Raw genomic sequence first — 12,406 nt, 5'->3', positions numbered from 1 at the left:
ACGACATCATACGATACGTGTAGGGGGCGACCATTTTTTCCGGTCGCCCCGGGTACTTATCCGCGGCTTAATAGCAGGTTAGCGACGGTGCGCACGCCCAGCCCGGTAGCACCGGCGGACCACTGGTCCACTGCGCCTTTGCGGTAGGTCGCGGAGCAGTCGATGTGCAGCCAGCCCTGCTTATAGTCAGTGACAAAGTGCGACAGGAAAGCCGCCGCAGTGCTGGCACCGGCCGAGTGCGCGGGGCTGGCGATGTTATTCAGATCGGCGAAGTTCGACGGCAGATGGCTGCGGTGGAACTCAGCCAGCGGCAGGCGCCAGAACGGTTCGTTCTCACCTTTTGCACTGCTCATCAGCGAGTCAGACAGCGCATCGTCGAAGCTGAACAGCGCATGATAATCGTTACCCAGCGCCGTTTTCGCCGCGCCGGTCAGCGTAGCCGCATCAATGATCAGCTCAGGCGTTAAGGCGCTGGCGTCGATCAGACCATCGGCCAGTACCAGACGACCTTCGGCATCGGTGTTCATCACTTCAACGGTTTTGCCATTGCGGTAGTGAATGATATCGCCCAGCTTAAAAGCATTGCCGCTCACCATATTGTCCGCGCAGCACAGGATCAGCTTCACGCGCTTTTTCAGGCCGCGAGCGATCGCCAGCGCCAGAGCGCCGGTCAGGGTGGCGGCCCCACCCATGTCGGACTTCATTGAGTCCATAAAGGCGCTCTGCTTCAGGCTGTAGCCGCCGGTATCAAAGGTGATGCCTTTACCCACCAGGCAGGCATAAACCGGGGTGTCATCGCTGCCGCCCGGGTTGTAATCCAGCGTCAGCAGTACCGGGCTACGCGTGGAACCCCGGCCAACCGTATGCAAGCCCATGTATTTTTGCGCTTTGAGATCGTCGCCTTTAATAATGCGGTAGCTGACGTCATCGCAGGCAACGGCGCACAGCAGATCGATGGCACGCGTGGCCAGCTGCTCCGGGCCGAGCTCTTCAGCCGGCAGGTTAATGGTGTCGCGCACCCAGTCGATGGTCTGCAGGCGGCTGTTCAACTCTTTCTGGTCAGCCTCGCTCAGCGCAGGCCACTGCACTTCGCGCTCGCCTTTCGGGCTTTTATAGCCCTGCCAGAATGCCCAGCTGCTTTCCAGATCCCAGCCGTCGCCGCTCAGGCTAACGTGGCGAATGCCCTGGCCGTCAAGCTTACGCGCCGCGCGCTGGATGGTGACCAGCGGGTCGCTGCCGGTCAGGTGGATTGTCATACCCGCGTCATTGCTGCTGAGGGTGGCTTTTTCGCCCCAGCGTGGGTCGGCTGCTGCCGTGGACAGGGTAATGTTCATCGGGGTGGTCATCGCATGGCTCCTTACCATTTTTGTCTTGTGGACCGGGTCTGCCCGGCCTCTGCGATCTATTGCGCAGACGGATGCTATTCGAATTTGTTGAGTCAGACTAACAGAAATATGTCAGGGATGTTTTCGTCAGGTGCTCTGAGCGGTGGCACCAATGCAAAACGGGCCAGAAATTTCCGGCCCGTTCTCTGCGTCACAATAAGTCAGTTTAGCTGCTCTGAGCGACACCGTTGGTTTTAAAGGCTTTCCACTCCGGCGACAGCTCACGCAGGCGGGCGATAGACTTCTGCACCAGCGCAATAGCGTAATCCACTTCCTCTTCGGTGGTAAAGCGGCCAAGCGAGAAGCGGATAGAGCTGTGCGCGAGTTCATCGTCCAGGCCAATTGCGCGCAGCACGTAGGAGGGTTCCATGCTGGCAGAGGTGCAGGCCGAACCGGTCGAGACCGCCAGATCTTTCAGCGCCATGATCAGCGACTCGCCGTCAACATAGCGGAAGCCGACGTTAAGAATATTGGCTGCGCCGTGCTCCAGCGAGCCGTTAAGCTGCACCTGTTCAATGCTGTTCAGCCCGGCCCACAGGCGGCTGCGCAGTGCGCCGAGGCGCGCCATCTCAACGCTCATCTCTTCTCTGGCAATGCGATAGGCTTCGCCCATGCCAACAATCTGATGCACCGGCAGCGTGCCGGAACGCATGCCGCGCTCGTGCCCGCCACCGTGGATCTGTGCTTCGAGACGCACGCGCGGCTTGCGGCTAACGTACAGCGCGCCGATACCTTTTGGGCCATAGATTTTATGGGCGGAGAACGACATCAGATCGACGTTCAGCTGGCTGAGATCGATCGGCAGCTTACCGACGCTCTGGGTGGCATCAACGTGGAAGATAATCCCGCGCTCGCGGCACAGATCGCCAATGGTGGCGATATCCTGCACCACGCCGATCTCGTTATTCACGTGCATGATCGACACCAGCACGGTGTCATCGCGCAGGGCAGCCTGCAGCTGTTTGAGATCCAGAGTGCCATCGCCCTGCGGGTCGAGATAGGTCACGCTGAACCCTTCACGCTCCAGCTGTGCGCAGGTGTCGAGCACGGCTTTGTGTTCGGTGGTGCAGGTGACGATGTGGCGGCCTTTTTCCTGATGGAAGGTGGCAGCGCCTTTAATGGCCAGATTGTTGGCTTCGGTCGCGCCGGAGGTAAAGACGATTTCACGCGGGTCAGCGCCAACCAGCTCAGCAATCTGGTTACGGGCGATATCCACCGCCTCTTCTGACTGCCAGCCAAAACGGTGTGAACGGGAAGCCGGATTGCCAAAGGTGCCGTCCATTGTCAGGAACTGCATCATCTTGGCCGCCACGCGGGGATCGGCTGGCGTGGTGGCAGAATAATCCAGATAAATCGGTAATTTCATTGCTGATTAGGCTCCGGGAGGTTGTGGTCTCCGTCCTGCTGCGCCCTGAAATTCTGACGGCTGCAGAAATGAATAAAAGGCCCGGCAGGCCTTTTATTTATCTCCGGTGGCGAGGCAGAGCCTCACCCTGGCTGCGATCAGGCGCGCAGATTGACGTTTATTGTTTCCTGCATGCGGCCATTGGGCGCACGGCGGATTTCATTGCTGTTCTGGCGGTCAGCCACGTCCAGGATCTCCTGGTTGTTAACCAGTTCAGCCAGCGTGATGTTGTTGAGGAAGTCGCTGATGCGCTCGCTCAGGTCACGCCACAGGACGTGAGTCAGGCAGCGTTCGCCGCCCTGGCAGCCTTCTTTGCCCTGGCACTTGGTGGCATCAACCGATTCGTCAACGGCGGTGATCACCGCACCCACAGCGATAGCATCGGAGGCTTTACCCAGCAGATAACCACCGCCCGGACCACGTACGCTTGCCACCAGACCGTTCTTGCGCAGACGGGAGAACAGCTGCTCAAGATAAGAGAGGGAGATGCCCTGACGCTCTGAAATATCTGCTAAAGGCACCGGGCCTTCGTGAGAGTGCAGTGCAACGTCGAGCATAGCGGTAACAGCATAACGGCCTTTGGATGTCAGTCTCATGGCGTAAACGACCTCGGTTGTAACCCTGGATGGGCGTTAACAAAATATGGACGCAAGTCTGACATTCCTGACTAAATTGGTCAAGTATTTAACCTACTAAAACACTCAACTATTTAACCAAGTAATTCACTCAAGTATTATGCTGTTATTTTCATCGCCACTATCCCCTTACTCGCCCTGCTTCTTCTCGATGGATGAGAGCATTCCGCGCAGGATATTCAGCTCGTCACGCTCCGGGCGGGCGCGGGTAAACAGACGGCGCATTTTGCTCATCACCTGGCCCGGGCTGGCTTCGCGGATAAAGCCGCTGCCGATCATCATCTTTTCCATATGCTGATAGAAGCGCTCAAGGTCATCAACCAGCGGATAGGGCGACTCGACGGCTTCGGTCTGCTCCGTTTCCAGCGACTGCAGGTACGCCATGCGCACCTCATAGGTGATAACCTGCACGGCCATCGCCAGATTGAGCGAGCTGTAGTCCGGGTTCGCGGCAATCGCGACGTGGTAGTGACACTTCTGCAGCTCTTCATTGGTCAGCCCAACGCGCTCGCGGCCAAACACCAGCGCTACCGGCGCCTGCTGGCCCTCTGCGACGCTTTTCAGCCCGCATTCACGCGGGTCCAGCATCGGCCACGGCAGCGAACGCGAACGGGCGCTGGTGCCGACGACCAGGCTACAGCCGGCAATAGCTTCATCAAAAGTATCAACAATTTTGGCATCGCCAATCACATCGCTGGCACCGGCGGCTAGCGCAATGGCCTGCGAGTCCGGTTTTACCAGCGGGTTGACCAGATAAAGGTTGGTTAAGCCCATGGTTTTCATGGCACGGGCCACGGAGCCCATGTTGCCAGTGTGAGAGGTTTCAACCAGCACAATTCGGATATTTTGCAGCATAAGGATTGGGGTCTGCTCGCGGTCTGAGAGATAATTTGAAGATGCTAACATATTTTCAGGACATTTGCCGTTATGCCCTGCTATACTACGCGCCGTTTTATATCAGATTAAATGATATACCGTTCTTTAACATCCAGTGAGACGAAACTTATATGCATCCAATGCTCAACATTGCCGTGCGCGCTGCGCGCAAGGCCGGAAACGTAATTGCTAAGCACTATGAAACCCCGGACTCCGTCGAAGCCACCCAGAAGGGCAGCAACGACTTCGTGACCAATGTTGACCGTGAAGCGGAACGCCAGATTATTGAAGTGATCCGCAAATCTTACCCACAGCACACCATCATCTCAGAAGAGAGCGGTGAACTGCCGGGCGAAGACCAGGATGTACAATGGGTTATCGATCCACTGGATGGCACCACCAACTACATCAAACGCCTGCCACACTTCTGTGTTTCTATCGCCGTGCGCATCAAAGGCCGCACCGAAGTCGCCGTGGTTTACGACCCAATGCGTAATGAACTGTTCAGCGCCGTACGCGGTCAGGGCGCTCAGCTCAACGGCTACCGTCTGCGCGGCGGCAGCGCTCGCGATCTGGATGGCACCATCCTGGCGACCGGTTTCCCGTTCAAGCTGAAGCAGCACGCCACTCCTTACATCAACATCGTTGGCAAACTGTTCACCCAGTGTGCAGACTTCCGTCGCACCGGTTCTGCCGCGCTGGATCTCGCCTACGTTGCCGCGGGTCGCGTAGATGGTTACTTCGAGATTGGCCTGAAGCCGTGGGATTTCGCTGCCGGTGAACTGCTGGTGCGTGAAGCGGGTAGCCTGGTGACTGACTTCACCGGCGGGCACGGCTATATGCTGTCTGGCAACATCGTGGCGGGCAATCCGCGCGTGGTGAAAGCGATGCTGGCGAATATGCGTGACGAACTGAGCGAAGCGCTGAAGCGTTAATTGCTATCGTTGCCCTGGCATTCCTGAACGGGCCGATCGAACTGATTGACCCTCGGGCCGATCGAAAAAAATGATCGGCCCCTACAGGGGTTGACCGCTTTTCTGGTCAACCCTTTTTTAATACCGGATCAGCGTAAAAACATCGGGCGAATCCCGCCGGATATCGCAGGCTGCGCACTCAGCCACAGCATGACCCCCGCCATGACCAGCAACACGCCCCCCAGCAGCGCCAGTGAATTGACCGCCACCGTCTGCCATCCCTCCGCGGAAGCGCCTTTGCTCAGACGCAGCGCCAGCGCGCGTGACATCTGCACCACCAGCGCCATCGCCGACACCGTCAGCGCCGTTCCCAGCGCCATCACAATGGCGGATAACACCCCCCAGGCATAAACCCCAATCACTTTGGCAAACAGCAGCATCATGATCGCCCCGGAACACGGGCGCAGCCCCATCGACAGCACCACCGCCGCTTTGGTTTTCCAGCCCACCGCCTGCGCCAGCATCGCGCTATCCGGCACGTGCTGATGGCCGCAGCCACACTGCTCACTGTGCTGATGATCCGCCGTGACAATACGCCTGATGCTCAGCCCTCGCCTTGCTGGTTTTAGTGCAGCCCATAACTTTTTACCTGCGCGCCAGCACAGCCATAAGCCCAGCCCGCTCACCAGCAGATAGCTGCCCTTCTCCAGCCAGTAGCTGCTGAGATGCAGCTGGCGCGAGGAGAGTTGCAGCACCACCAGCATCACCGTGACCAGCAGGATCGCCACCGCTCCCTGTACCACCGCGGCCGCCAGCGTCAGCTGCAGGCTGGTTTTCAGTTTAGTGGGATGGGTAGCAAGAAAGGTGGCAATCACCACTTTGCCGTGCCCGGGGCCGAGCGCGTGCAGCACGCCGTACAGCAGGCTGAAGCCCATCAGCGCCAGCCCTGCCTGATGAGGATGGCTGGCAACCTGCTGCAGCAGCGCGGTCATCTGTTGATGCAGGCTTTTCTGCCACAGAATGCTCTGCAACAGGATCTGCGGCCAGAAGTGCCACACCAGCACGCCCGCCGCGATGACGATTAGCGTCAGCAGATACAGCGGCCAGGCCCGCCAGCCGCCGTGTGTTTGCGCCCTGAGCATGTTTACTGGCATATCAAAGTCACCGTCTGGGCAAACTGGCGGCCAAGATCCCTCTCTTCCGGCGGGGCATCGGCTTTATCCAGCGACAGTGCGTAAGCCTGCATGGAGGCATCCGGCTGCGGGGTTTGCAGCTGGAACCTGCACTGGGCAGCCAGCTCGGGCGGGACGGTCAGTGATTTTTCGGAGTCGTAATACATATCTACAAAGTACGTTGGGTCAAAAGTCGAAAAGAGATAGCGCTGGCCTTTCAGCGGCTGCGGGTGCGCCAGCGGCAGGATAAACTCCAGCACCGCTTTATGCCCCTGGCGTGACAGATGGTATTCCGGCGGCAGATTATCAAACTTTACCGGCTGTTTCTGGTGCCAGAACTCGCTGAAATAGTGCTGGCCAAGCACGTTCGCCATCACTTCCGCCGCCAGCTTTTTCCACACCACCGAGTCGGGCTTTGCCTCGCCCGCGTCATACAGCAGGTCGGCCGAGGTAATTTCATCCATCACCCAGCGCATTTTCAGCCCGGTGAGCTGGTCACCCTGATGGACCAGCGTGGTCTGCATAGCGATAAAGCTGTGCGGATGCGCCAAAACAGCGGGCGAAAATCCTGCAGCCAGCCACAGCAGGCCAGCTTTCAAATTGTTATAATGTAACAAATCAAACTCCACGTCACCTATTGTCGATTAATTTTGTGACCTGTCTTAAAAGCTCTGAATAAAAGCGCGCGGATTTGTCACAAACCGCGCGGCGCGGGCTATTCTTAGCGCAATCAATTGTCACTGGGATCGCAGATGATGAGTGCATACTCACCAGAAATTTCTGTCCTCTCCAGTCCGCAGCGCCGCTGTCACCTGCTTTTGATGCTCTGCCTTCCTGAACCCATTGTCACGCTGGAGTCGGTTTGTCAGCTGAACGCAGTTGATCCTGCCATTGCCCGGCAAGATATAGCGGAGGTCGCGCTGGAAATCCAGCGTTATCACCGTCTTGCCATTGAGCAGGACGGCCAAAGGTTGCGCATCCAGGGGACGCAGCTCGACCAGCGGCTGTGCCTGCTGCATAGCCTGCGCCGCACGCTGCGGCTGTCACCCGACTTCGCCCGCAGCTATTTTGCCAGCGCGCTGCGCCGCCAGCTGCAGGCCATAACGGTCGATAAAGCCCTGTACGACGAACATAATCTCAGCGCGCTGGTTCAGCACTGTGCGCTCTACCTCGCGCGCGATTTCAGCGGGCGCGACGGCTATTTTTTACAGCTGGTTTTTCAGTATTCACTCGCACACCGCTGCCCGACAGACTTTACCCCCCAGCAGCAGCGGTGGCTGCGCGAAAAGGGAGAGTACCCGCTGGCCGAAAATATTGTCCACTGCTGGCAGAAGCGCGGTTATCAGCCCATGTCCGGCGACCCGGCGCTGCTGGCCTTGATGTTCAGCCAGCTGCATATTCCGCTGCCTGAGCACTGCCAGCGGGAAAACGAGTGGCAGCTGCTGCAGGCGGTTGAACAGCTTATTCAGCGCTTCCAGGCGCTTTCCGGCATGCACTTCAGCAACGAGGCCGGGCTCAGCGCGCAGCTCTACACCCATCTGGCCCAGGCGGTGGAACGCACGCATTTTGCTATCGGCATCGATCACGCGCTGGTGGAGGATGTGGCGCAGCAGTATCCACGCCTGTTGCGCACCACGCGTGAAGCGATAGCCGACTTTGAGCAGCACTACGGGCTGCAGTTTTCCGATGAGGAGATGGGGCTGATTGCGATTATCTTTGGCGCATGGCTGATGCAGGAGAGCGCGCTGCAGGAGAAACAGGTGCTGCTGCTCACCGGCCATGACCGGGATTTGGAGCGCCAGGTAGAACAGCAGCTGCGCGAGCTGACGCTGCTGCCGCTTAATATCAAATATCAGGATGTCGCCGACTTCCAGCGCCACAGCGCGCCAAAAGGCATTGCGCTGGTGATCACCCCTTATGCCACGCCGCTGCCGCTCTACTCACCGCCGCTGATCCACGCCGAGCTGCCGTTGGGCGAACACCAGCAGCACAGTATCCGCGCGCTGCTGGAGTCATAATCAGGCCACTTTCGGCCGCAGGAACAGCGCCGGCACCACCAGCAGCGCCATCACCCAGAACACCCCGCCCTGCAGATGCTGGAACAGCACGCCGCACACCATCGTCATCAGTGCAATTCCGCCGCCCATCGCCAGCGCCGAGTACACCGACTGCAGGCGGATCACCTCGCCCCCTTCCCGCGCCGCGATAAAGCGCATTGCCGCCAGGTGGCAGACGGTGAAGCTGCCGCAGTGCAGGATCTGTGCGAGGATCAGCCAGCCCAGTTCGGTGGAGGAAGCCAGCAAACTCCAGCGCACAATGGCGCAAATGCCCGAGAGCAGCAGCAGGTCGCGCGCGCGCCAGCGGCGGAACAGACGGTTGCTGGAGGCGAACACCACCACCTCAGCCACCACCCCCAGCGACCACAGATAGCCAATCACGCTCGACGAGTAGCCCGCTTCCTGCCAGTAGATCGCGCTGAAGCCATAATAGGCGGCATGCGCCCCCTGCATCAGCGTCACGCACAGCAGGAAGCGCCAGACGGCATTTTCACTCAGCATCTGCTTCCACTGCGCCCAGCCCGCATGGCTTAGCGGCTTCTGCGCACCCAGTGGCATGACCGCCGGGCGCAGCATCATGCCGCCGAGCATCGCGATACAGCCCGCGCACAGCAGCAGCAGAATGGCGTGATAAGAGAAGATATTGACCAGCACGCCGGTTAGCGCGGAGCTGATGACAAACGCCAGCGATCCCCACAGCCTGACCGGGCCATAAGGCAGCGCGATCTGCCGCTGCCAGGTGGCGGCCAGCGCATCGCTCAGCGGCACCAGCGGCGAGAAGAACAGGTTAAAGCCGACCATCACCAGCAGCAGCCACAGCCACTCGGCACCCAGCCAGAAGCCCAGCGCAAACAGCAGCGTCAGTGACGCCAGCAGACGTAGCGCACTGACCAGGCGGGAAGGATTGGTGACGCGGGAAGCAATCAGCAGGCTACCAGCAAAGCGCGCAATCATGCCGCAGCCGAGCAGCAGACCGATTTTTTCGGGTGCCAGGCCACTCTCTTTCAGCCATACGCCCCAGAAAGGCAGGTAGACGCCATAGGCGAAAAAGTAGGTGAAGTAGCTTAATCCAAGCCAGTAGGTGGAGCGTATCGTCATTTTCCCTCCGACAAAGTGGAGGCTAATGTACACCGTTGCTGCGGACAAAAAAATAACGGGACACTTGCGTGTCCCGTTATTGTCATAACGCTCTCAGAATCGAGAAATTATCAGGCGTAAACCGGGAAGCGTGCGCAGATTTCCAGCACCTGCTTCTTCACGCGCTCGCTCACGCCTTCATCATTGATATTATCGAGAATATCGCTGATCCAGCCGGCCAGCTCGCGCACTTCCGCTTCTTTGAAGCCGCGGCGCGTCACAGCCGGGGAGCCGATGCGGATACCGGAGGTGACGAACGGGCTTTTCGGGTCGTTCGGCACGCTGTTTTTGTTAACGGTGATGTTGGCACGGCCCAGCGCGGCATCCGCTTCTTTACCGGTCAGGTTCTTGTCAACCAGGTCCAGCAGGAACAGGTGGTTGTGCGTACCGCCGGAAACCACGTTGTAACCGCGTGCCAGGAACACTTCTACCATCGCTTTGGCGTTTTTCGCGACCTGCTGCTGATAGGTTTTAAACTCAGGTTCCATCGCTTCTTTGAACGCGACGGCCTTACCGGCAATCACATGCATCAGCGGGCCGCCCTGGCCGCCAGGGAAGACAGCAGAGTTCAGCTTCTTATACAGATCTTCGTCACCGCCCTGCGCCAGGATCAGGCCACCGCGTGGACCCGCCAGGGTTTTGTGGGTGGTGGAAGTCACGATATGCGCATGAGGAACCGGGTTAGGGTAAACGTCCGCAGCAATCAGACCGGCAACGTGCGCCATATCAACAAACAGGTAAGCGCCAACGGTGTCAGCGATTTCACGCATTTTTGCCCAGTCGCACACGCCAGAGTAAGCAGAGAAACCGCCCACGATCATTTTCGGCTTATGCTTCTGCGCCAGTTCGGCCAGCTCGTTGTAGTCAATTTTGCCAGTTTCGTCGATGCCGTAAGGGATCACGTTGTACAGTTTGCCAGACAGGTTAACCGGGGAACCGTGAGTCAGGTGACCACCGTGTGCCAGGTTCATCCCCAGAATGGTGTCGCCCGGCTGCAGCAGCGCGGTGTAAACCGCGAAGTTAGCCTGGGAACCGGAGTGCGGCTGCACGTTGGCATAGTCAGCACCGAACAGCGCTTTGGCACGATCAATAGCCAGCTGCTCAACGATATCGACGTACTCGCAGCCACCGTAGTAGCGCTTGCCCGGATAGCCTTCAGCGTATTTGTTGGTCAGCTGCGATCCCTGAGCCTGCATCACGCGTGGGCTGGTGTAGTTTTCTGAAGCAATCAGCTCAATGTGCTCTTCCTGACGCACTTTCTCCTGCTCCATCGCCTGCCACAACTCGGCATCGTAATCGGCAATGTTCATTTCACGCTTTAACATCTGCATCTCCTGACTCGACTGACTATCAACAATAAATGATGGGCAACAGTTTAAACTGTTTAGCACCCTGTTGAATAGCTTCACGGCCGCCTTTTTACGCAAACGATTGGCTCCGCGGCTGGCAAGGGTTTTTTACGCTTTTTTTCATTCCCTGACAGCGGAGTTTTCCTCATCTGCCTGTTGCAGATTTTTCACCACCACCACCAGCGCCCTGTGGATAAATACCCCTCAGCAATAAAGGTGTATTTACAATACACCTTTCAAACTATAAGATGTATTTAAAATACATGTTATGGATAAATCAGGAGCCCACCATGCTTGATAGCCACACTATTGCCACCGTGAAATCCACTATCCCCGCCGTCGCTGCGTTGGGTCCGCGTTTGACCGCGCACTTCTATCAGCGCATGTTCAGCCACAATCCCGAGCTGAAAGATATCTTCAACATGAGCAACCAGAGCAGTGGCAATCAGCCTGAAGCGCTGTTTAACGCGGTCTGTGCCTACGCCAGTAACCTCGATAAGCTGGCCGCGCTCGGCCCGGCAGTGGAGAAAATTGCGCAGAAGCACACCAGCTTTGCCATTCGGCCGGAGCAGTACGCCATTGTCGGTGAACACCTGCTGGCGAGTATTGATGAGCTGCTGCATCCGGGTGAGGAGATCCTCGCCGCCTGGGGTAAAGCCTATGGCGTACTGGCCGGAATTTTTGTGCAGCGTGAAGAGCAAATCTATGAAGAGGTTGAGCAGAAAGTCGGCGGCTGGCGCGGTGGTCAACGTGAGTTTGTTATCAGCGAAATTATCTCGCGCAGCGCAAAAATTAAGAGCTTTACTCTGACCCCGGTTGACGGTCAGCCCGTCGCGGATTACCAGCCCGGTCAGTACATTACGCTGTGGGTGCGTGACCCGTCATTTGCTAATCAGGAGATCCGCCAGTATTCACTGACGCGGATGCCGAACGGTCGTGACTACCGCATTGCCGTGCGCCATGAAGAGGGCGGCACGCTCTCCAGCTGGCTGCATCAGCAGCAGCCCGGCGTGCGTCTGCACCTGGCGCCACCGGCCGGCGACTTCTTTATCGATATTGCGGCGCAAACCCCGGTAACGCTGATCTCTGGCGGCGTCGGTCTGACCCCGATGCTGGCCATGCTGCACAAGCTGGCACAGGAACAACATCAGGCAACGGTACAGTGGTTCCACGCGACGGAAGACGGCGCAATGCATGCTTTCGCAGAGGAAGTCGGCGAACTGGGTCAGCAGCTGCCGAAGTTCTCGCAGGAGATCTGGTATAACCAGCCGCGGCCGGAAGATGAAGGCAAGTATCAGCACCGTGGACTCATGAACCTGCTGCCGCTGGAAGCGAAACTCAGCGATCCGGCGATGCACTACTATCTGTGCGGCCCGCTGGCGTTTATGGCGATGGTGGAAAAGAGCCTTCTGCAGTCAGGCGTGGGGAAAGAGCGAATTCACTACGAAGTATTTGGCCCGCATAAAGCGCTGTGAT

General features: G+C 58.1%; 11 protein-coding genes. 3 read left to right on the top strand and 8 right to left on the bottom strand.

The window, feature by feature from the left end; genetic code table 11:
• Positions 1-56 precede the first annotated feature (56 nt).
• The 4 genes from pepB to trmJ form a co-directional block, all read right to left on the bottom strand.
• Positions 57-1,346 (bottom strand): aminopeptidase PepB, encoded by a 1,290-nt coding sequence (gene pepB, locus QLG07_RS09350; RefSeq protein ID WP_282469092.1) that lies wholly within the window; start codon positions 1,344-1,346, stop codon positions 57-59.
• A 205-nt stretch (positions 1,347-1,551) separates the two neighbouring features.
• On the bottom strand, positions 1,552-2,751 hold the full coding sequence (locus QLG07_RS09345; RefSeq protein ID WP_048915167.1) for an IscS subfamily cysteine desulfurase: 1,200 nt from the start codon (positions 2,749-2,751) through the stop codon (positions 1,552-1,554).
• A gap of 137 nt (positions 2,752-2,888) precedes the next feature.
• Positions 2,889-3,386, bottom strand: coding sequence for a Fe-S cluster assembly transcriptional regulator IscR (gene iscR, locus QLG07_RS09340; RefSeq protein WP_048915166.1), 498 nt, complete (start codon positions 3,384-3,386; stop codon positions 2,889-2,891).
• Between the two features lie 168 nt (positions 3,387-3,554).
• Positions 3,555-4,280: a tRNA (cytosine(32)/uridine(32)-2'-O)-methyltransferase TrmJ gene (gene trmJ / locus QLG07_RS09335; RefSeq protein ID WP_133625027.1), complete on the bottom strand. Its 726-nt coding sequence runs from the start codon at positions 4,278-4,280 to the stop codon at positions 3,555-3,557.
• Positions 4,281-4,432: 152 nt separating this feature from the next.
• On the opposite strand from trmJ, the gene suhB reads away from it, so the two are divergent.
• A complete protein-coding gene (gene suhB, locus QLG07_RS09330; protein WP_048915164.1) occupies positions 4,433-5,236 on the top strand; it encodes an inositol-1-monophosphatase in 804 nt (267 codons plus the stop codon).
• 128 nt (positions 5,237-5,364) lie between these two features.
• Here suhB and QLG07_RS09325 read toward each other — a convergent pair whose 3' ends face one another.
• Entirely contained in the window at positions 5,365-6,369 is a 1,005-nt protein-coding gene (locus QLG07_RS09325; RefSeq protein ID WP_282469091.1) for a nickel/cobalt transporter, read from the bottom strand.
• Positions 6,360-7,004, bottom strand: coding sequence for a DUF1007 family protein (locus QLG07_RS09320; protein ID WP_282469090.1), 645 nt, complete (start codon positions 7,002-7,004; stop codon positions 6,360-6,362). Before QLG07_RS09320 ends, QLG07_RS09325 begins: the two co-directional genes overlap by 10 nt.
• Before the next feature lie 135 nt (positions 7,005-7,139).
• On the opposite strand from QLG07_RS09320, the gene csiE reads away from it, so the two are divergent.
• A complete protein-coding gene (gene csiE, locus QLG07_RS09315; protein WP_282469089.1) occupies positions 7,140-8,405 on the top strand; it encodes a stationary phase inducible protein CsiE in 1,266 nt (421 codons plus the stop codon).
• Here csiE and QLG07_RS09310 read toward each other — a convergent pair whose 3' ends face one another.
• Entirely contained in the window at positions 8,406-9,542 is a 1,137-nt protein-coding gene (locus QLG07_RS09310) for a 3-phenylpropionate MFS transporter (protein WP_048915162.1), read from the bottom strand.
• 110 nt (positions 9,543-9,652) lie between these two features.
• On the bottom strand, positions 9,653-10,906 hold the full coding sequence (glyA, locus tag QLG07_RS09305; protein WP_282469088.1) for a serine hydroxymethyltransferase: 1,254 nt from the start codon (positions 10,904-10,906) through the stop codon (positions 9,653-9,655).
• 314 nt (positions 10,907-11,220) lie between these two features.
• Here glyA and hmpA point away from each other — a divergent pair, with 314 nt between their 5' ends.
• Positions 11,221-12,405: an NO-inducible flavohemoprotein gene (gene hmpA / locus QLG07_RS09300; protein WP_282469087.1), complete on the top strand. Its 1,185-nt coding sequence runs from the start codon at positions 11,221-11,223 to the stop codon at positions 12,403-12,405.
• Position 12,406: the final 1 nt, after the last annotated feature.

The sequence above is a fragment of the Erwinia sp. V90_4 genome (assembly GCF_029967685.1).
GTDB lineage: Bacteria > Pseudomonadota > Gammaproteobacteria > Enterobacterales > Enterobacteriaceae > Erwinia > Erwinia aphidicola.
The sequence above is the reverse complement of the archived record's forward strand: the minus strand, read 5'-3'. Positions and strand labels throughout refer to the sequence as shown.